A 19,171-nucleotide genomic window follows, 5' to 3' on the forward strand; every position below is an offset into this window, starting at 1 on the left:
TGGATCATGCTTCACCTTATCCCCCATAACGCGAAGCGTCAATAACGCTACGCGTTAAATTTGAACTCCACGGTATGTAGTTGCAAAGTTACTTTCTCGTTAGCCTGCAACAATCAGAAAACTGTAATTACGTCAGCACACAGAGAACATATGGGCGCATGGAAACACGTAAAGGTTGTGCGGGATGGCGTGGACGTCAACGTGAAGATTCTGGAGAACCTCGCCGCGCACGTCGCTCCCGCGTTGGGTGGCAGCCGAACCACAAAGGACCAGTCATCTGCTATCCCATCGACTAATTCCTGCAGGTCGCAGGACCTTCGCGTAACCGTCAGTTCAGTGCATTTTGAATAGTTCAGCACACGTTGTACTGTTCAGCACATGCTGACTATTGCTTCACGCCTCGACGTTATGAACCGGCTCGGCCGGGCCATGGCTGATCCGACGCGTTCCCGAATCCTGATGACCCTACTCGACGGTCCGGGCTACCCGGCCGAGATTTCGCAAAGGTTGGATCTGACTCGCTCGAACGTCTCGAACCACCTGTCCTGCCTACGCGATTGCGGCATCGTCGTCGCCGAGCCGGAGGGCCGCAAGACTCGCTACGAAATCGCCGATCCGCACCTCGCGGCAGCGCTCGACGCGCTGGTGAACGCGACGTTGGCTGTCGATGAAAACGCCTCGTGCATCGACCCTGAGTGCTCGGTGCCCGGATGCGGCGTGAAAGGAGCGGACGCATGAGCTCGGCATGTGGATGCGAACACGAACCAGCCACGGAGATTGAAGAGCTCGATCGGCCATGGTGGAAGGACCCCGAGCTGCTGCTACCGATCTTCTCCGGCGTAGCCCTCGGCATAGGTCTGGCGCTGGACTGGTCCGACTTGGAGACGCCTGCGACAGTACTGTTCTGGGTCGGCCTGCTGCTGGGCGCATACACGTTCGCACCTGGAGCGATCCGGAACCTTGTCACGAAGCACAAGCTCGGCATTGGTTTGCTGATGACGATCAGCGCGGTTGGCGCGGTGATCCTTGGTTTCGTCGGAGAGGCCGCGGCACTGGCGTTCCTGTACTCGATCGCCGAGGCGCTTGAAGACAAGGCGATGGACCGGGCCCAAGGCGGACTGCGGGCACTGTTGAAGCTGGTACCGCAAACCGCGACCGTGCTGCGCGACGGTACGACGGCCGAGGTCGCTGCGAAGGACCTTGAGGTTGGCGAGCTAATGGTCGTACGCCCCGGGGAGCGGATCGGCTCGGACGGCATCATTCGGTCCGGACGCTCCAGCCTTGACACCTCAGCGATCACCGGAGAATCCATTCCGGAGGAGGTTGCGCCCGGCGACGAGGTACCCGCGGGAGCGATCAACTCCGCCGGTGTGCTGGAGGTCGAGACGACCGCAGCTGGAACGGACAACTCGCTGACCACACTCGTGGACCTGGTCGAGCAGGCGCAGGCGGAAAAGGGCGACCGCGCCCGGATCGCCGACCGGATTGCCCAACCCCTCGTGCCCGGGGTAATGATCCTGGCTGTGCTGGTCGGCGTGATCGGCTCGCTGCTCGGCGACCCCGAGACGTGGATCACCCGTGCACTTGTGGTCCTGGTCGCAGCGTCGCCGTGCGCGCTGGCAATCTCCGTGCCGCTGACGGTCGTGGCCGCGATCGGCGCGGCCAGCCAGTTTGGCGTGGTCATCAAGTCCGGCGCGGCGTTCGAGCGGCTCGGCGGCATCCGTCACCTGGCGGTGGACAAGACCGGAACCCTCACCCGCAACCAGCCCGAGGTTACCGGCGTGGTCCCGGCAGACGGATTCAATCGGGCGCAGGTGCTTGCTTTCGCCGCGGCAGTTGAGCAGCAATCAACGCACCCCCTCGCCGCGGCGATCGCGGCGGCGGGGCCCGAAGCGCCCGCTGCCCTGGACATCAGCGAGGAAGCCGGGCATGGCATCAGCGGCACCGTCGAAGGTCGACGGGTGCTGGTGGGCAGCCCCCGGTGGATCGACGCCGGGCCACTGAAGGCCGATGTTGAGCGCATGGAGTCCGAAGGCCAGACCTGCGTCCTGGTCACCGTCGATGACGCCCTCGCCGGGGCGATCGGGGTCCGCGACGAGCTGCGGCCCGAAGTGCCCGAAGCCGTGCAGACCCTGCACGCCCACGACGTGGAAGTGAGCATGCTCACCGGCGACAACACTCGCACCGCCCGGGCGCTGGCTGAAATCGCCGGAATCGACGACGTACGCGCCGAGCTGCGACCGGAGGACAAGGCGAGCATCGTCGCCGAACTCTCATCCAAGACACCGACGGCGATGATTGGTGACGGCATCAACGACGCGCCGGCACTCGCGGGCGCGACGGTGGGCATCGCGATGGGAGCGACCGGCTCTGACGCCGCGATCGAGTCCGCTGACGTCGCCTTCACCGGCCACGACCTCCGGCTGATCCCGCAGGCGCTGCAGCACGCCCGCCGAGGCAGCAGGATCATCAACCAAAACATCGTGCTGTCTCTAGCCATCATCATCGTGTTGATGCCACTGGCGATCAGCGGTGTACTGGGCTTGGCCGCCGTCGTGTTGGTACACGAAGTCGCCGAAGTCATCGTGATCTTGAACGGCCTGCGGGCTGCACGAGCGAAACGCTGAGGCTGTGACCGGCAAGTCTTATAAGGGTTAAACCACGCGCCGAGCGCACACACGTTGGACCAGGCGAGTCATTCGAGTTCACCACCTGGTCCTTCTCGATGCGTGCAGGCACGGGAACTGTGGGGGAACCTAATAGTTCAACGGTTCGATACCGCTTGCAGATTCTTCACACGAGGTAGCGGAATGGACCGAGGCCGAACGAAAACCCGAGTTAGAGACAGCGCTCTTCAACCTACCCCCAATAACGCGAAACGTCATTAACGCCTCGCGTTACACGTTGAACTTGAACTCGACGGAGTGTCGTCGATAAATAACCATTTGATGCGCGCGTGCGGAATTAACAACGAAATACCGCTAAAACAGACAACATATGGGGTGCACAGAAACACATATAAGTTCTGCGGAAAACCTATAGGGTGCGTCGCTAAAAACCGCTGTGCGCGAAAAACATAAAGGGTTTACGGACCCGGTCCCAGACCCCTCAATACTCTGAGCCGGAAGAATGGAAAGTGGAAGGTTGATGTATCCCCACTATTTATTTTTTCCGTTTTTCGGAGTACATCGGGAGCTACAACTGCGGACCAGCTCTGTGTGAACTAGATGAGAAGGCGCAGCAGCGAATCATCGACGCTGGACAGTTGGTGCTGCGGGCACGCGAGCGGCACCCCCAGCGGTCACTCGCGGAGCACTACAACCCGTTATCGATGGACCCAATTCTGCTCAAGGCTCACAACAACTTGGACCGGGAAGTCGATAAGGCTTTCGATGTGGCACGCAAACTCACCAACGAGCGCCAGCGCCAGGAGCTACTGTTCGCCAGCTACGGGGAGTTGGCGAGGGGCTATGTCTCCTCGCTTTCATCAAAATCGAAACCACCAGCAGGGTCGTTCCCCGTGCGGGTGATTTTGATCGGTCCCGCTGCTGGGTGTAGAACCCTGTCGCTGGCAACGCCGGGAACTATGACTGTGCCCGACGAGAACACGTCACTGCCATAACGCGGCTCACGGTAGACGAACATGGGTCGTTCACTACTACTGGTGGATTTCGGTTTTGGTGGTGGGGGGATTACCGCCGCCGGCCTCGATTTTTCCGTTGAGGAGGTCGTTGACTACTTCCCGATGGTGAAATGGGCCGATGGTGAGGTAGAGAGGAACCAGTCACCTGGAAGAGATCGATCCAGTCGCTGGTGTGCAATCTGGGAGGTAGGGTCGCGGGGTCGATTCCTCGCGAGCGCAACCATGATTGTGTCTCTGAACGTGATGAAAACAACCCTGCCCTTCGGAGAATTTCCCCTATCCCGCGTCCCCGGGCAGTGAAAACGGTGTGCACCATCGCCTGAAAGGCTTTGCGCTGCTCTATCGGAATCTTCGGGTCACCCACCCGGCGGATCACTAAGATCCCCCCGTCAACGTTTGGCTGTGGCCGGAAAGCAGACCTTGGTACTCGGGAACCAAGGTGAAACGTGAACCATGGGGACCACTGAGCCGTCATCATCGTGCTTGCACCTACCCCGGCCCGGCGGCGAGCGACTTCCCACTGCATGAGGAGTACAGCGTCAGTCCATGCCGGCGCATGCAACAACTTTCGAAGAATGGCAGTGGTGAGGTGAAAGGGAATGTTTCCCACAATGACGCAGGGAGTGGCGGGTAACCGGAAGTTAAGGAAATCATCATGGACCACTTCGACCGCCGCCGAGGCGGTCTTTTTTGTGAGTTTGGCAGCTAGTTTTGCGTCTACCTCAACTGCCGTTATCGCCCTCCCCAAGTGGGCCATCGGGTGAGTGAGGGCACCGCTTCCTGGCCCGATCTCAATGATGGGGCCGGAGGTTTGTTTCACAAGATCGACGATGGAGTTGATGATCTTGTGGTCTGTGAGAAAATTTTGGCCATGCTCGTGACGGCCGTATCCGTATGCAGACATCAGGTGTGCTCCTTGGAGTTGAAACGGAGCCGGGCATGACAAATAGCCGCCCGGCTAAAGGACCGGAGCGGTTTCTAACCTGCGGGAGGGAGAAAACCGCCTTAGCGGCTGGTGAGCGGCCGCATGAAAACGGAACCTGAAATCAACATGGGCCTATCGTATCCAATTAATTTCGCAGGGTCCAATACGGTGAGAAAGAAGACAACCGCACCGCAACAGTGCAAGACCTCTCTGGATTGGAATTTGTCCTACCTTCGGCTCGTCGTACAGACGCCACTGGCGTATTTTGTCTCTGGGCAACGAGGGGGAGTTACCCCCACCTCCGGATGTTTTTAAGGTGCACCCCTTATTACGCTGTGGTGCGGGAGTAGTTTTGTCCGACTGATCGGACTACCCACCGACGTGGGGCGGGTAGTTCGAGGTCCCAGCAGATGATCGCGTCGATTTCGCCGCGTTCAAAGGATGCCACCATGGCGTCGTAGTCGGGGCGAGCCACATTCTTCTTTGACGCGGAAATGGACTGATCGACGTAGTTATGTCCTATGTCCAACGTCCAAGCCACGCTGCTTTGCAATGGCTTCACAGTCCTGACGCTGCCGGTCGATGGTGAGGCCATCCACGTCAGCGTCTCGCGAGATACGAAGGTAAATAGGAGCGCGTGTTGCCAAACGCTTTTAATAAGGCCCTTAGCTAACATTGAACTTAAACTCGACCACGTTCCGTAGCCGAATAACCTTTGGAGCCGCGCCGTCAGTCAGCAGAGATGTGGCACCGCAGCGCCTAGGCAAGAGGAGGCAGATGAGTATCGACGACATCGCGGACCACGTCGATGTCGACGCCGAAATACTGGTGCACCAGGATGTTGCGGAAATCCCGAATCTGAGGCCAGACGATCTCAGGATGCGCGCCGGTGATCTCATCGGGAAGATGGTTCACGGCTTCGCCGGACTGCGACTCACAGCGGCACCGCCTCGGCGAGCGTCGAAGCGGATACCGGGTGCCTGAGCAACTGGGCAGGAAACACGTCGATGCCATCGCGCCCGAACAGAGCGCGACTCTCCTCGAGCAGACCAGACGCACGCATCAGGAGACGTCCCTCCGCAGGGTCCATCCCGACGAGGATGTCGATGTCCGATCCTGCAGACGCGGTGCCGCGCGCGACGGACCCGAACAACTTCGGGTTGGTCGCGCCGTACCGATCGATGAGCACCTGGAACTAGTCAAGACGCGCAACGAGAATCCCGCGTAGGGCAAGCGTCTCAGGCGTCATGACGGTCTCAGACATGCTTCCGGGGGAAACGGGCCCGGCAGCACGTCGACATGGAGCTTTGACATTGAAGCGGAACTCCACCGCGTTCTTAAGGGCCGACGACATTCTCCCGTCTCACCGCCGCACCAGGCGGCACTGACGCGCTGCCACCACTTACAGCCGGTCGTCTCGCCCGCCCGCCATGACGCACTCAACGAACGAGCGATAGAGCAGGCTTACACGCGTCTCGCACTAAACGACCGGGCAGCAGCGTCACGGAGGTTCCGAAGTAGCGGCTATCGCAGTGCACCTAAGGGTTTGGTGAGGGAACCAGCCATTCGGCAGCGGTACGGAACGTAGCCCTCAGTTGCGGGTGCTCCCGCACGATCTCTCGCTGCCGCTCCGCCGGCAACCCGAGCTCGTGCAAGACGTTGAGGATTACGACCGCGGTCGTCACCTCGACGACGGCGATCAGCTCCTCGATGGAATGGTTGGGCGTTCTGCCCTCGTGCGCGAGGTCATTGCGGGCGCGCGTCGTCCACTTCGCCCAATGGTCGACATCCGGTAAGAGCAGTGCAATCGCTTCCTGATCGGGTCGCGCGGCGAGGGCATGGAGCCGATCACGGAGGGTCGGGTCGTTGCGGATCGCCCCCTTGAACCTGTTTCGGTGCTCATCGGGAACCTGCGCCAGCATCGCCTCTCGCATCGCCCTGAACTCCGCGTTGGGGAACGGTTTCTCGTCGATGCGGAGGTTGCGGTGCAACACCTCGGCAGCACCGACTGCCGTCAGAAGATTGTTCTCAACAAAACGGGCCGGTGCGTAGCGCAAGCCCAAGATCATGTTTGTCGCTGCCTCCAGGCGGCCATGGGCCTCGCACCATCGGGGCATGACCTCCTCAAATGGGATCGAGCCGCAGGTGAAGAACATTCGGTGGTGATCGACGACTTTCGCGTCGTGTTTTCCAAGCGCGGCCGGTGAGTAGAGCACATCGGCACGTCGGCGCGGCAGCGGGCAGCCATCAGGGAAGTGCGACTCGGTCCCGGCAACTTCCAGTCGGAGCCAGATCACTCCGGCCGCGCGATGCGTCGCCAGGGAGATCAGGTCCTGCACCAGGCTCGCCTCCTGCAGAGCAACACTCAGAGAGAATGGTTCGGCTGGCACGACGCAGATGGACACCGTGTCCCGCATACGTCCGACGCTTCCTCCCTTGCGCTGATCGAAGAATGGAAGCGTGTGCGTGTGCTGAAGGCGATACTCAGTGTCGTCGACCACGACCGATTGCGCCTCGACCGGCTTCACCGAGATACGCCCGGTCCCATCGATCTTGCCGTCGGGAGCCCCGAGGGATCCTTCGAACACAGAAGACGCCGCCCAGAGACTCAGATCCTCGACTGAGACTTCTGCCCCAGCGAACGCCGGATCCGCGTCACCGCTGACATGCGCGCCGATGATGGCGACCGTCGCGGTCACGGTCTGCTTATCAGGGCTCGCCACTCGCGCACCCATGGTCCTTCTGGTGCTCCTAGGAACACAGCCAAGCAGTGTGATCTCCCTGAGCTCGGCCACACCGTGCATGACTTCCCAGGTGCGGGTTCCTTCGTGAACAGCAGTCCATCCAGACGAGTCCGTCGTCAAGATCCGATCCTCGAAGGTGCCGATCAGCGACAGAGAGAGACCATCTTCCGGGTCGTACCGTAGGACACCCGGGACCTTCTCGCTAGGGGCTTCCGGCAGCCACCACACGCCAGCCCACTCGCCGGCCTTGTCGAGGTTGAGAGGATCATTAGGCATCGTACTCCCGGTCCCGGGCTCCTTCCTGTCTTGCGGCCAGATGTCAGGTCGAAAATCTTTACTCCACCACATGCCCCCCACGTAGGACAATCTACAGCGAGATCATGGTCAACTGAGATCGGATGCGGCGACTGGCACACAATCGCAGTTCGACGCGACGGCACAGCCCTCGCAACTGGCAACAATCAGCGAGGGCAGACCGACGTCGCCCGGTGGACACACGTGTCCGGGGTCTTTGCCGGCTACCTACACACCGTCGGCTTACACGAAGACGGCACCGTCGTCGCCGTCAGCGACGACAGCAGAGGCCAGTGCGATGTCCAGTCATGGACCGGCATCACAGCGATCGCAGCCGGAGCGAGACACTCGCTCGGGCTGCGGGCGACCACACCGAGCAGCAATGCAATGTCAACGCCTGGGCCGCTCGACCACAGATGAACTGAAGTCCAGCGTGCCCGATAATCGGCGGTCGATCACACGTTGAATCTAAACTCCACGCAGACGACATCCTCAGCCTGCTAGACCTCGCAGACCGCCAGCTCGCCAGCAGCCGCTTTGACACGAAGCTCTCACCGCCTACCGGGCGCGCAGTTCCACGGGCACAGCCTTAAAGCTTGCGGATAAGCTCTGCATCAGCCACGAGGTTTTGCGTGAGCTTCTCAGCTTCAAGCCCACTCAAGTCACAGCTGTCGAAACGGGCCAGCCAGTCGGCCCGAACAGCGGGGGAGTCGAACCAGGTTGCGCGCTCGGCTTCAATATCCTCGATGCCGCTCAAGGTACGGCCGTCGCGGGTGCGGATCTCGAGGTCGTCGACAAGCGGGGCAATCGCTTGAAGCCCTGGGACGATGGCTTTAAAGCCCGACGTATGGGAAACCTCATTGGTCCAGCGCGGGTAGCGGCTCACACGCTGCGCCTCCAGGTAGCGCTGGACGACGCCCAGCCTTGAGACCTCCTGCGCCACCGCCAAGCCCACGACCTTCACGCGGAAACCCGCAGACCGAAACTTGGCTATCTCACCCGCGATGAATTCCGGGTTGGACAGCGTGTTCTCAATGATGAGGGAGTGCCCGTGCTGCCGACCATATTCAATCAGCGAGGACATCCAATAGGGCACCGGTCCATTGGTGAGCACGTCCATGCGCAGGGGGTCGCGCTCCATGATCTCGTCGAGGGCGGGGTGCAGCTTCCGAACCTCATCGGAATCAAGGACCGCGTGACCATTCTTTACAGATTCAATAGCCGTTGATTTGCCTGACGCTGGCTGCCCCGCCACATAAATGACCTCTGGAACAGCCGGACCATGAGCATTCGACCGACCAAAATAGCTAGTTTGCAGAGTCTTTAGCCGTTGCTCCATGACCTGCGGATCAACGGGGAAGTCAGCGGCGGAAAGCATAGGCTATGCCGCTTTGTGCTCGGAGGAGAGGGCTTCAAGCCGCTGCGCAAAGAGAGCCGCAGCGGCGCGGATGGCTTCAATGTCGGTTGAATCAACACCACTGACTATGTCCTCTACCAGCCAATTCTGACGAATCCACCATTGTGATTCAACATCGTTGCCTGCTTCAGCGGCCCGAGTGAGGTAGGCAGCTTTCAGCGAGGACGCAACCTCCTTCATGGCGTCGAAGGCTGCGTACTCGATCTCCGGGACTTTGGCGGTGCTCATGGCGCTAAGAATAGCAGCGCCACAGCGGTTTTAGCCGTTGATGATCTGCGGGTAGGCCAGGCCCTTGAGGCCCTCGGTACCGAACTCCACACCGTAGCCGGAGGACTTGATGCCGCCGAACGGCACGCGCGGATCCACAGCACCGTGGCTGTTGATCCAGGTGGTGCCAGCCTCCAGCTGCGCAGCAACGTCCAGTGCACGCTCGCGGTTGGAGGACCACACGGAAGAGCCCAAGCCCACGTCAAGCTTGTTGGCCTGCTCGATGGCCCAATCCAGGTCTGTGTACTTCACAATCGGCAGTGCCGGGCCGAACTGCTCCTCGACGACCAACGCGTTATCCGGGTCGATGTCCGCCACCAGGGTGGTGGGGTAGAAGTAGCCCGGCGCGTCGTAGTCCGGGTCTCCACCCAGCAGCACGCGGGCGCCGGAATCCTTGGCGGCGGTGACGAGCTTGTCCACGATGTCGAACTGCTGTTTGTTCTGCAGCGGGCCGAGCACGTTCTCTTCCTCCAGGCCCACGCCCATCGGGGAAGCCTTGGCCACCTCGACGAGGGCTTCGCAAACGGCGTCGTACAGCGCCTCCGGCACGTACACACGCTTCATCGCCGCACAGGTCTGGCCGGTGTTGATGAAGGCACCCCAGAAGAGGTCGCCGGCGATCTCCTTCGGGTCAGCATCATCCAGCACGATACCGGCGTCATTGCCGCCGAGCTCCAGCGTGAGGCGGGTGAGGTTGTCCGCGCTGGCCTCCACGATCTTCTTGCCGGTGGCGGTGGAACCGGTGAACATGATCTTGTCGACGCCCTCGTGGGTAGTCAGCGCCGCGCCAACCTCACCGGCGCCGCTAACGACCTGAAGCACACCCTCCGGCAGCACGGAGTTCACGACCTTGAGCAGGCCCAATACGGAGAGCGGGGTGTACTCAGAGGGCTTGACGACGACCGCGTTGCCCATACGCAGCGCCGGCGCAATCTGCCAGATGGTGATCATCATCGGCCAATTCCACGGACCAATAGCACCGACGACGCCGAGCGGGCGGTAGTTGACGGTGGCGGTGATGTCATCATCGACGGCAGTGTAGTTGGGGTGCTCGAAGGAGGCGGTAGCATTCAGCCAACCAGAGCAGGCACCGACCTCGAAGCGGGCGTTCGGGCCGTTGAGTGGCTTGCCCTGCTCACGGGAGAGCAACTCCACGAGCGCCTCGGCATGGGCATCAATGGCGGCGGCTGCCTTGGTGAGCAGCTCGCAACGCTCAGCGTCGCTAAGCTTGGCAAAGTCCTTCTGTGCTGCGCGTGCGGTCTCAACTGCGACGTTGAGGTCCTCAACGGTGTTCTCTGGGGCGCGGCCAACAACCTCACCGGTGGCGGGATTGAGGATGTCGCGGCCGTTTTCATCCGTGATGGCGTCGAGCAGATCAGCGTAGGTGGGGAACTGAGTCATGAGATCTCCTTGTAAAGCAGTCGAGGGCCCCGCGAACAAAGCCCAAAGAAACTTTTACCTAGGATGTTACCTGCACCACACCGACTCTATTGACTCTGAGTGCACACAATTTGTCCAAAAATGTGCCAGTTCTCACGATATGATGCCACTTATGTCTACTGCCGCTGTTGAGTACTTCGATATCGCGTCATGGCGCACCGCGTCATCCGAGTCTTTTGGACAACTCGACGTGGACACTGAGGACCCCTCTTCCTTTCACGCCACGCTGCGGTCAACGAAAGTGGGGGACATATCCCTCTTCGATATGTGCACCTCCCCGCACACCGTGAATCGCTTCAAGATAGCCGCCAGCGAGGCCCCCTTTTGCAAGCTCAGCCTGCAAATCACTGGATCCTCAACCATGAGCCAGGACGGGCGAACCTGTGAGCTACACCCTGGCGACCTAGCGCTGTATGTCACCCAACGGCCTTACACTCTGCGCTATCCGGAGGAGCAAAACACACTCATTGTGCATTTCCCGCAGAGCTTCCTCGATATTTCACCCGCACAGATCCAACGCCTCACCGCGAACCCCATCTCACGCTCGCATGGCCTGGGCGCGGTGGCGGTTCCCCTCTTTGAGCAGCTCGCGAAGAACCTCGATCTGCTCAAGGGCCCGCACGCCACGGCCTTGGTCCGCTCCGCGCTCACCATGTTGGTGTCGGTTCTCTCCTCCGACGTAGCCGGAGAACCCTCTGCAGGCACGCTCCTGTTCAACCAAGCCACCGCCTACATCGAGAAGAACTTGGGCGACCCCGACTTAGGCCCCAGCACCATCGCCCAAGCACTCTTTGTGTCCGTGCGCCACCTCCACGCCAAGTTCTCCGAACAGGGACTCTCCGTGAGTCACTACATCAGAACCCGACGTCTAGAACATATCCGCAGAGACCTCGTGGACCCGCGGTACTCCGAGGAATCAATCAGCCACATCAGCGCCCGCTATGGCCTGCACGATCCCTCGCACCTCTCGCGCATCTTTAAAGCGGAGTACCACAAGTCACCGAGTGCGTACCGCGCGGCGGCTAGCGGTTAACCACGCAGCTTGTTGATAACCTCGCGAGCGGTAGAGATTCCGGTTTCGATGGCTCCATCGACAACCACTCCACGCCAACCGGAAGCCCAATCTGCTCCAGCGAAGTGCAACGAGGAAGTCGAGCTGCGGAAGTGGTGCCAGCCCTCGGTGAACTGACCTCGACGCAACGTAGCCCAGGCCTGGCCTGAGTACTCATCTGCTACCCAGTCATGACCGGTGACACCAACAACCTCGAGATCTGGGCGCCACTGGTCGACAACCTTTTGAGCATCCTCAATGCTCTCCAAATCGATCTTCTCGTGATCGGAGCCAAAGACAACACAGATAGTCGTGTCATCGTCTTCGAAGTATTCAGAACGAAGCACGGATACGACTGCAGGCTGGGGCGCGTAACCGAAGATGTTGTGGTGGCCCTTGATCTTGATCCAAGCCTTGAAACCAGTCGAATTCCACTTCTGCTCGATAGTCTTCTGCGAGCCTTCAGGCAGACCCGGGGTGAATTTAATGTTCCCCAAAGCACCAACCGGAACCGTAACAATCACAGCATCCGCCGTCTCGGAGGTACCGTCCGCATACGTAACGGTGGCCGAATCTTCTCCGTGCTCAATCGCAGTCACCGCAGTATTCAAACGGATTTCTCCGGTTAGATCCTTTGCGATGTTGCCGTAGATACCCCGCATGCCATTGACAAGTTTAAATCGCAGCGTTTGCTCATCCACCAATGAAAGACGGTGATCACACAAGGCTGCCCACTGCTTGGCCATCAAAGAGGACCCCTGCTCTGGGTACCCGATGTATCCAGCCGACCAATACGCATTGCACAGATCCTTTTCTTCCTGGGTAAAGTCACCGTCCTCCAACGCATCGAGAACTCCAGCCTGATCTGCAGCCAGGAAAGCATCCTTCAATTCTTGAGATGCACCGAATTTCTCATCCAGCACAAGCAGCGGCTTGTGCGGTTCTGGGAAGAATTCGCGAGATTTCTCGAAGATCTTCTCCATCGGCCGCGCCAGTTTGGCATCCATTTCTGCTTCCGTTCCGGACTTCAGCTCACCACCGGCATACCAATATGCGGTATCTACAACGGGCGAAGCGATAATATCCTGACCATAACGAGTGATTTCGGACCAGACATGCGGCTGATGCCAGTGCACCCAGGTTGCGCCAATCTCCAGCGGGCGTCCGAGCCTATCGTCAGTCCAAGCACGGCCACCAATGCGGTCACGAGCCTCTACGATGTGATACTCAATTCCCGCGGTTTGCAACTCGCGCGCTGCCGTTAGACCTGCGAATCCCGCACCAACGACGATTACATGCTTCTTTTCCATGATTACCTTTCTGAAGATTTAGATTCGATCAAGATTGTCTTGAAGACTTGCGTAGATATTCGGCTTCCTGCGTTTGAGACATTCGCCCCAAATCAGGCCCAGAATTCCGGAGGCGATAATGATTCCGGGCATCACCCACACGAGGGCATCCGAACCGGTGTCGCCAATCATGAGCGGGAAATTCATCAGCACCAATGCGAAGACAGCCACGAGTCCGCAAGCTGATACAAGCGGTGCAATGATCCGCGTGAAGAGGTTGTAGCCTTTTTCCTGCTTGTTGAGCCATACCATGATGGACACACTCACCACTGCGAGCAGGAAGACCAGGCCGAACGCCGCGGCGTTGGTCAGCCACGTAAAAAGCGTGAGGACTGGGAATAGTTCGCCCATGTCGCTGCCATTTCCCGCAATTGCAAAGCCACCGACTACTAGGAAAGCAATGGAAGTCTGAGTGAGCGACCCAGCTATAGGTGCTCCTTTGGACGATGACACCGCGAACTTCTCGGGAAGGACGCGTGAGCGCCCAAGGGAGAAGAAGTACCGCGCTGCGGCATTATGGAATGCGACGAGGGCAGCAATAAGCGAAGTTACAAACAAGCAGTTCGCTATGTTGGCAGCAAGCGCTGAATAGTCGCCCAACCACACGAAGACCAGATCGGGACCAAGCTCAGTTGCCTTATCGATGACGACGGACGGCCCCACTCCTTGAGCAAATGCCCACGCCGAAAAGGCGTAAAATAGGGCAATCGTTCCCACGGCGATATAGGTAGCTTTCGGGACAGTCCGCTCTGGATCACGCGCTTCTTCCGAGTAAATTGCACCCGACTCAAACCCCATAAAGGCTGCAATTCCAAAGGCAAGGAGAACGCCTATACCATCGGTAAAGAATTGGCTCGGGCGTACCGTCTCCGCAGTAATACCCTCTGGGGCAACGCCAAGAGAAAGAACTGAGACTGCGGCAACAACAACGAACTCGAGGGCTACCAATATACCTAGGACTTTGGCAGAAAAATCAACATTGCTGACACCCATGACGGCCACCAAGAGCCAACCAGCCAAGGCGGCAACCCACCACGAGATACTTGTTCCAAACCACCCGTTGATCAGATTGGCCAGAGAGAACCCGAAAATGCCATACAGCCCAACCTGCATCATATTGTAAGAAACCAACGCCAGAATCGCGGCTGCGATTCCTTGGCGGTTTCCTAGTCCTTCTGACACGTAGGCATAGAACGCTCCAGAGTTCTGAATCTTTGAACTCATAATCCCGTAACCAACGGCGAAAAAGACAAGAATAATTCCAAGGACGAGGTATCCCCAGGGAACACCCAACAATCCAGATACTGCGAAGTTGGTCGGCACTCCTCCCGCAAGCACAGTGAGAGGTGCCGACGCCGCGATAATCATAAAGACTAGCGACGTTGTCCCTAGGCGCCCGGCGCCCAGGCCGCCCTTAAGTTCGGTGGGAGCCCGGTGCCCGGGCTGTACATTTCGAGCGGGTAGCACTGGTGCCTGTGTCGATGTGTCCACGCCAACTCCTCCTTACTAGCTATGTCGGCCCGAGAATCCACCGGACGAACCCGGTGTCTTTCGGTGTATAGCCAGTAATTGTGTCCCAGTGCACACTGAAAAAGTTGTTTGTGCGTGATCACGATTTGACTATGAGTGCTGTCACACAACAGGGTTACGAATACTATGCAGAAAACAATAATGCTGACACCTCCCACCTAGGAGATGCCAGCATTGTCAGCGGCGAAATTAATGCACTAGTTATGCATTCGCGTACGGGTCACGCATAGCGATGTACTGCAGCGAGGTGTACTCGTCCAAGCCCTCGGCGCCGCCCTCGCGGCCCATTCCGGACTGCTTCACGCCACCGAATGGGGCAGCGGCGTTGGAGATGACGCCAGCGTTGAAGCCCATGAGGCCGAACTCGAGGCCGTCGCCAACGCGCCACATACGGTTGGAATCCTCGGTGAACACGTAGGAGGCCAGACCGTACTCCGTGTCATTCGCAAGCGCGATGGCTTCCTTCTCATCGGAGAAGGTCAGAATCGGAGCGATCGGTCCGAAGATCTCCTCCTGGGCCACGCGGGCATCACGGGAGACGTTCGTGAGAACGGTAGGGGAGTAGAAGTAGCCCTTGCCTTCGCCCGGCTTGCCACCGATGAGGACCTTGGCGCCCTTGGCCACGGCGTCGTCGACAAGCGCGGTGATGTTATCCAGTGCCTTCTTCTCCACAAGCGGACCGCAGGTAACGCCCTCATCGAGGCCGTTGCCCACCTTGAGCTCACCGATGCGCTTGGCGAACTTCTCCGCAAACTCGTCAGCGACGGACTCGTGGACGATGAATCGGTTAGCCGCGGTGCAGGCTTCACCAATGTTGCGCATCTTGGCGCCCATTGCGCCCTCAACGGCCTGGTCGATGTCGGCGTCCTCAAAGACGATGAACGGAGCGTTGCCGCCCAGCTCCATCGAGGTGCGCAGGACGTTGTCGGCGGCTGCCTTAAGCAGGGTTTTGCCCACCGGGGTAGAGCCAGTAAAGGAAATCTTGCGCAGGCGGGAATCCGCCATGATCGGCTCGGAGATGGCAGAGGCCGACTTACCGGAGACCACGTTCACCACACCTGCCGGAACGCCGGCATCAATCATGGTCTGTGCGAAGTACTGGGTGGTCAGCGGCGTCAGCTTGGCCGGCTTCACCACCATGGTGCAACCAGCGGCGATGGCCGGGGCAATCTTGCGAGTAGCCATAGCCAGCGGGAAGTTCCACGGGGTAATAAGCAGGCACGGGCCCACTGGCTTGCGGCGGGTAATCATGCGCAGAGTGCCCTCCGGCGCCGGCAAGGTGCGGCCGTAGTTGCGTACAGCTTCCTCACTAAACCAGCGCAGGTACTCAGCGCCGTAGGTGACCTCACCATAGGACTCCGCCAGCGGCTTGCCCATCTCCAGGGTCATCAGCGCAGCGAACTCATCCTTGCGCTCCTGCACCAGGTCAAAGGCGCGGCGCAGCAGGTTGGAGCGCTCACGCGTAGACGTGCGTGCCCACTCATCCTGCACGGCGCAAGCGGCATCCATAGCCTTCTTCGCGTCCTCAGAAGTAGCGGACGCAAGGGTGGCAATAACCTCACCGGTTGCCGGGTTTTCTACATCGAAGGTGGCGCCATCGGAGGCGTCCACCCACTCACCGTTAATCAGCAAGCCGGTCGGAACCTTGGCCAGCAGCTCGTCAATATTGACCTTGTTGTTTTCACTCATGGTTCTTTTTTACCCTCCCAAATGGAATTTGTCTGCCAGTTGGCGCGCCGCTCCTGAAAGAAGTTGAACATCAGCCCCAACCAGGGCAAATGATGCTCCAGATTCTAAATATTTCTGGGCCTGCTCTAGATTGAAAGCGTTGACGCCTACCTTCTTTCCGGAAGCGCGGACTGCTTCAAATGTGTGATTGACCGCCTCGAGTACATCCGGATGGGTCTGCTGGCCCAGGAGCCCCATCGAGGCCGCTAGGTCCGAAGGCCCGACGAAGATATTGTCCACGCCTTCGACGGCCACGATGTCTTCCACGTTCTCCACTGCGGTCGCAGACTCGATCTGCACCGTGAGGCTCACCGTGTCCGAAGCGTTGGTGAGGTAGTTCTCCACGCCGTTCCAGCGTGAGGAGCGGGCCAGCGCCGAGCCCACGCCGCGCACGCCGCGGGGAGGGTAGTGCATGGCCGCTACGGCCGCCTCGGCTTCCTCGGCGGTATCAATCATGGGCACCATGAGGTTTTGTGCGCCCAGGTCGAGGTACTGCTTAATCAGCGCCGTGTTGTTCACCGGCACGCGAACCACGCGCGTCAGGCCATAGGCATCGGTGGCGCGCAGCAAGGAGAGGACGGTCTCCAGGCCATAAGGAGAATGCTCACCGTCGATCAGCGTCCAGCTAAAACCAGCCGAGGCGATGATCTCCGCCGCGGCCTCCGAGCCGGAACAGATCCAGGCACCAACGAGCGGTTGCTCGGCCTTTTCTAGGACGTCTGCAAAGGTAGGCGGCAACTTTACTGGAATCGGCATGTGATGGACCCCAACTTTCCATAGTCTGCATGGACGGTATCGCCCGGTTCAACCCACATGGGCTTGGTGAAGGAACCGGCCAGAATAATGTCGCCGGCGGCAAGGTTATCGCCGTGCGCGTGAAGCTTGTTGGCAAGCCAAGCCACGCCCATTGCCGGGTGGTTCAGCACAGCCGCCGCCACACCCGTATCTTCGATGGACTCGTTGCGGTAGAGCAGTGCGGACACCCAGCGCAGATCGACTTCCGCAGGGTCTACCGGATTGCCGCCATAAACCATGGCGCCGAGCGCCGCATTATCCGAAATCGTGTCGACGATCGTGCGGCCCTCCATCTCGATGCGGGAGGAGAGGATCTCCAGCGCCGGGACGACGTACTCCGTCGCGCGCAGCACGTCGAAAATGCTGCAATTTGGCCCCTTCAGCTCTTCCTTGAGCACGAAGGCCAGCTCGACCTCGATGCGGACGTTAGAGAACTGTGCGTGCTCGATGGTGGAGCCGTTCTCGTAAACTTGGTCCTCAAAAATCGCACCGTAATCGGGTTCGGTGATTCCCGTGGCCTCCTGCATGACCTTTGAGGTCAGGCCAATTTTGCGGCCCACGAGGCGGCGCCCACTTTCCTCACCGCGGCGTACCCATTCGCGCTGCACCGCATAGGAATCCTCGATGCTCATCTCCGGGAAACGGGCAGTCAGCAGTGGGACCATCGAGCGGTCCTTTTCGGCTTGCGCCAGTTCATCTGCGATAGCGATGTGCTGTTTCTCATCCAGCATGTACTTCGCTCCTTAAGGTGTTGTAGAACGTGTTTGTTCTGTTTAACAGGTTTGTTGAACCTGAAGGTTTCACGTGAAACGACAACGCGGCCCCGCGATATGTGCGCTTGCTTCTCGACGCCACGGGGCCACGTTCATCAACCTGAGTACTTAGGTCGTTTTAGAGCTGGTGTCCCAGCTTGTACTCGCCTTGCTTCCACTCCGGCATCTCCTCCGCATCTTCCTTGCGGGTGTAGGAGAAGCCATCCGCGCCAATGGTGGCCTCCAGCTCGGACTCATCCTCACGGGCAACCAGCGGCACCGGGTTGCCGTCCAAGTCGAGGACGGTGGAGCCATCGCGGTACCAAGAAGGAACAACCGGGGTTCCCCACCAGTCGCGGCGCTGGTTATCGTGGACATCCCAGGTCACGACCGGGTTATCCGGGTCGCCGGTGTAGTAGTCCTGGGTGTAGATCTCTACGCGGTGGCCGTCCGGGTCGCGCAGGTACAGGTAGTACGCATTGGAAACACCGTGGCGGCCCGGGCCGCGCTCAATACGGTCGGACTCGCGCAGCGCACCCAACTTGTCACAAATCGCGATGATGTTGTGCTTCTCGTGGGTAGCAAACGCGATGTGGTGCATACGCGGGCCATCGCCACCGGTCATGGCGGTGTCGTGCACCGTCGGCTTACGGCGCATCCATGCGGCGTAAACAGTTCCCTCCTCATCGCGGATGTCCTCGGTGGTGCGGAAGCCGAGCTCCTCCATGTACTTCACAGCGGAAGGAACGTCCGGGGTGATCTGGTTGAAGTGGTCGAGGCGTACCAGCGCACCAGGGATGTGGGCGTCGTATGCCCAGGCAAGACGCTCGACGTGCTCTACCTCGTAGAAGAACTCGTACGGGAAGCCCAGCGGGTCCTGGACGCGGACGGAATCACCGATGCCCTTGACAAAGCCATCCTTGTTGCGGCGCACCTCACAGCCGCGCGCCTTGTAGAATTCCTCCGCGAGGTCCAGGTCTTCCGGGGAACGGACGCGGAAGGAGAACGCAGCGACGGCAGCGACAGGGCCCTGACGCAGCACGAGGTTGTGGTGGATGAACTCCTCGTAAGTGCGGAGGTAGATTTCGTTCTCGTTCTCCTCGGTGACGACAAGACCGAGGGTGTCAACGTAGAACTTTCGGGATGCAGCGAGATCGGTAACGATGATCTCCATGTAGGCACAACGCAGAATGTCGGGGGCCTGAATGTCAGCCATGATGGCTCCTTAGATAGAAG

Annotated in this window: 19 protein-coding genes; 5 read left to right on the top strand and 14 right to left on the bottom strand. The window is 59.5% G+C overall.

Translation table 11 applies throughout. The annotated features are described in order from the left end of the window. Nucleotides 1–378 precede the first annotated feature (378 nt). From cmtR to QP999_RS13410, 3 genes are all read left to right on the top strand, one after another. A complete protein-coding gene (cmtR, locus tag QP999_RS04385) occupies nucleotides 379–738 on the top strand; it encodes a Cd(II)/Pb(II)-sensing metalloregulatory transcriptional regulator CmtR (protein ID WP_284847765.1) in 360 nt (119 codons plus the stop codon). Further along, on the top strand, nucleotides 735–2,627 hold the full coding sequence (locus QP999_RS04390) for a heavy metal translocating P-type ATPase (RefSeq protein ID WP_284847766.1): 1,893 nt from the start codon (nucleotides 735–737) through the stop codon (nucleotides 2,625–2,627). The genes cmtR and QP999_RS04390 overlap by 4 nt, the downstream gene beginning before the upstream one ends. Before the next feature lie 641 nt (nucleotides 2,628–3,268). Continuing rightward, nucleotides 3,269–3,622 carry a type IIL restriction-modification enzyme MmeI gene (locus QP999_RS13410; protein WP_016423158.1) on the top strand — a complete coding sequence of 118 codons (354 nt, stop codon included), beginning with the start codon at nucleotides 3,269–3,271 and terminating at the stop codon, nucleotides 3,620–3,622. 70 nt (nucleotides 3,623–3,692) lie between these two features. Here QP999_RS13410 and erm read toward each other — a convergent pair whose 3' ends face one another. The 5 genes from erm to QP999_RS04415 all read right to left on the bottom strand — a co-directional run bounded on the left by erm (nucleotide 3,693) and on the right by QP999_RS04415 (nucleotide 7,588). Continuing rightward, a complete protein-coding gene (gene erm / locus QP999_RS04395) occupies nucleotides 3,693–4,547 on the bottom strand; it encodes a 23S ribosomal RNA methyltransferase Erm (RefSeq protein WP_070517629.1) in 855 nt (284 codons plus the stop codon). Between the two features lie 349 nt (nucleotides 4,548–4,896). Beyond that, nucleotides 4,897–5,130, bottom strand: a complete 234-nt coding sequence (locus QP999_RS04400) for a recombinase family protein (protein WP_224784272.1) — start codon at nucleotides 5,128–5,130, stop codon at nucleotides 4,897–4,899. 197 nt (nucleotides 5,131–5,327) lie between these two features. Further along, nucleotides 5,328–5,582, bottom strand: coding sequence for a HepT-like ribonuclease domain-containing protein (locus tag QP999_RS04405; RefSeq protein WP_083298937.1), 255 nt, complete (start codon nucleotides 5,580–5,582; stop codon nucleotides 5,328–5,330). Continuing rightward, nucleotides 5,503–5,757 carry a nucleotidyltransferase family protein gene (locus tag QP999_RS04410; protein ID WP_232745419.1) on the bottom strand — a complete coding sequence of 85 codons (255 nt, stop codon included), beginning with the start codon at nucleotides 5,755–5,757 and terminating at the stop codon, nucleotides 5,503–5,505. The genes QP999_RS04405 and QP999_RS04410 overlap by 80 nt, the downstream gene beginning before the upstream one ends. A 349-nt stretch (nucleotides 5,758–6,106) precedes the next feature. Then, nucleotides 6,107–7,588, bottom strand: coding sequence for an ApeA N-terminal domain 1-containing protein (locus tag QP999_RS04415; protein ID WP_070524865.1), 1,482 nt, complete (start codon nucleotides 7,586–7,588; stop codon nucleotides 6,107–6,109). Nucleotides 7,589–7,618: 30 nt separating this feature from the next. On the opposite strand from QP999_RS04415, the gene QP999_RS04420 reads away from it, so the two are divergent. Next, entirely contained in the window at nucleotides 7,619–8,026 is a 408-nt protein-coding gene (locus QP999_RS04420) for an RCC1 domain-containing protein (protein ID WP_232745421.1), read from the top strand. Between the two features lie 169 nt (nucleotides 8,027–8,195). Here the strand turns inward: QP999_RS04420 and QP999_RS04425 are convergent, their stop codons facing one another. Genes QP999_RS04425 through QP999_RS04435 form a run of 3 tightly spaced genes read right to left on the bottom strand, consistent with a single transcriptional unit; the run spans nucleotide 8,196 to nucleotide 10,691 of the window. Beyond that, on the bottom strand, nucleotides 8,196–8,984 hold the full coding sequence (locus QP999_RS04425) for a zeta toxin family protein (protein ID WP_070563600.1): 789 nt from the start codon (nucleotides 8,982–8,984) through the stop codon (nucleotides 8,196–8,198). Nucleotides 8,985–8,987: 3 nt separating this feature from the next. Beyond that, nucleotides 8,988–9,251 (bottom strand): hypothetical protein, encoded by a 264-nt coding sequence (locus tag QP999_RS04430; RefSeq protein WP_070524133.1) that lies wholly within the window; start codon nucleotides 9,249–9,251, stop codon nucleotides 8,988–8,990. A gap of 30 nt (nucleotides 9,252–9,281) precedes the next feature. Continuing rightward, the gene (locus tag QP999_RS04435; RefSeq protein WP_284847767.1) at nucleotides 9,282–10,691 is read right to left on the bottom strand and encodes an aldehyde dehydrogenase family protein; all 1,410 of its coding nucleotides are present in this window, start codon (nucleotides 10,689–10,691) and stop codon (nucleotides 9,282–9,284) included. Between the two features lie 151 nt (nucleotides 10,692–10,842). Between QP999_RS04435 and QP999_RS04440 the strand changes: the two genes are divergently transcribed. Beyond that, entirely contained in the window at nucleotides 10,843–11,763 is a 921-nt protein-coding gene (locus QP999_RS04440; protein WP_070645216.1) for an AraC-like ligand-binding domain-containing protein, read from the top strand. On the opposite strand, the gene QP999_RS04445 is transcribed toward QP999_RS04440, so the two are convergent. From QP999_RS04445 to hpaD, 6 genes are all read right to left on the bottom strand, one after another. Next, nucleotides 11,760–13,091: an NAD(P)/FAD-dependent oxidoreductase gene (locus tag QP999_RS04445; RefSeq protein WP_284847768.1), complete on the bottom strand. Its 1,332-nt coding sequence runs from the start codon at nucleotides 13,089–13,091 to the stop codon at nucleotides 11,760–11,762. The genes QP999_RS04440 and QP999_RS04445 overlap by 4 nt on opposite strands. Nucleotides 13,092–13,109: 18 nt before the next feature. After that, nucleotides 13,110–14,498: an APC family permease gene (locus QP999_RS04450; RefSeq protein ID WP_246823943.1), complete on the bottom strand. Its 1,389-nt coding sequence runs from the start codon at nucleotides 14,496–14,498 to the stop codon at nucleotides 13,110–13,112. Between the two features lie 363 nt (nucleotides 14,499–14,861). Continuing rightward, entirely contained in the window at nucleotides 14,862–16,349 is a 1,488-nt protein-coding gene (locus QP999_RS04455) for an NAD-dependent succinate-semialdehyde dehydrogenase (RefSeq protein WP_284847769.1), read from the bottom strand. 9 nt (nucleotides 16,350–16,358) lie between these two features. After that, on the bottom strand, nucleotides 16,359–17,144 hold the full coding sequence (locus QP999_RS04460; protein ID WP_284847770.1) for an HpcH/HpaI aldolase family protein: 786 nt from the start codon (nucleotides 17,142–17,144) through the stop codon (nucleotides 16,359–16,361). Continuing rightward, nucleotides 17,129–17,914 carry a 2-oxo-hept-4-ene-1,7-dioate hydratase gene (gene hpaH, locus QP999_RS04465; protein WP_284847771.1) on the bottom strand — a complete coding sequence of 262 codons (786 nt, stop codon included), beginning with the start codon at nucleotides 17,912–17,914 and terminating at the stop codon, nucleotides 17,129–17,131. The genes QP999_RS04460 and hpaH overlap by 16 nt, the downstream gene beginning before the upstream one ends. Nucleotides 17,915–18,074: 160 nt before the next feature. Then, a complete protein-coding gene (gene hpaD / locus QP999_RS04470; RefSeq protein ID WP_070521828.1) occupies nucleotides 18,075–19,151 on the bottom strand; it encodes a 3,4-dihydroxyphenylacetate 2,3-dioxygenase in 1,077 nt (358 codons plus the stop codon). Between the last annotated feature and the right edge of the window lie 20 nt (nucleotides 19,152–19,171).

It is taken from the genome of Corynebacterium sp. MSK004 (assembly GCF_030232515.1).
GTDB classification, from domain to species: Bacteria; Actinomycetota; Actinomycetes; order Mycobacteriales; family Mycobacteriaceae; genus Corynebacterium; species Corynebacterium hesseae.

Excerpts from the sequence above, each read along its gene's own strand:
- QP999_RS04415 (WP_070524865.1), bottom strand. The coding sequence starts at position 7,588 with ATGCCTAATGATCCTCTCAACCTCGACAAGGCCGGCGAGTGGGCTGGC.
- QP999_RS04455 (WP_284847769.1), bottom strand. The coding sequence starts at position 16,349 with ATGAGTGAAAACAACAAGGTCAATATTGACGAGCTGCTGGCCAAGGTT.
- hpaD (WP_070521828.1), bottom strand. The coding sequence starts at position 19,151 with ATGGCTGACATTCAGGCCCCCGACATTCTGCGTTGTGCCTACATGGAG.
- cmtR (WP_284847765.1), top strand. The coding sequence starts at position 379 with ATGCTGACTATTGCTTCACGCCTCGACGTTATGAACCGGCTCGGCCGG.
- QP999_RS04405 (WP_083298937.1), bottom strand. The coding sequence starts at position 5,582 with ATGGCATCGACGTGTTTCCTGCCCAGTTGCTCAGGCACCCGGTATCCG.
- hpaH (WP_284847771.1), bottom strand. The coding sequence starts at position 17,914 with ATGCTGGATGAGAAACAGCACATCGCTATCGCAGATGAACTGGCGCAA.
- QP999_RS04450 (WP_246823943.1), bottom strand. The coding sequence starts at position 14,498 with ATGATTATCGCGGCGTCGGCACCTCTCACTGTGCTTGCGGGAGGAGTG.
- QP999_RS04435 (WP_284847767.1), bottom strand. The coding sequence starts at position 10,691 with ATGACTCAGTTCCCCACCTACGCTGATCTGCTCGACGCCATCACGGAT.
- erm (WP_070517629.1), bottom strand. The coding sequence starts at position 4,547 with ATGTCTGCATACGGATACGGCCGTCACGAGCATGGCCAAAATTTTCTC.
- QP999_RS04445 (WP_284847768.1), bottom strand. The coding sequence starts at position 13,091 with ATGGAAAAGAAGCATGTAATCGTCGTTGGTGCGGGATTCGCAGGTCTA.
- QP999_RS04430 (WP_070524133.1), bottom strand. The coding sequence starts at position 9,251 with ATGAGCACCGCCAAAGTCCCGGAGATCGAGTACGCAGCCTTCGACGCC.
- QP999_RS04460 (WP_284847770.1), bottom strand. The coding sequence starts at position 17,144 with ATGCCGATTCCAGTAAAGTTGCCGCCTACCTTTGCAGACGTCCTAGAA.
- QP999_RS04440 (WP_070645216.1), top strand. The coding sequence starts at position 10,843 with ATGTCTACTGCCGCTGTTGAGTACTTCGATATCGCGTCATGGCGCACC.
- QP999_RS04390 (WP_284847766.1), top strand. The coding sequence starts at position 735 with ATGAGCTCGGCATGTGGATGCGAACACGAACCAGCCACGGAGATTGAA.
- QP999_RS04425 (WP_070563600.1), bottom strand. The coding sequence starts at position 8,984 with ATGCTTTCCGCCGCTGACTTCCCCGTTGATCCGCAGGTCATGGAGCAA.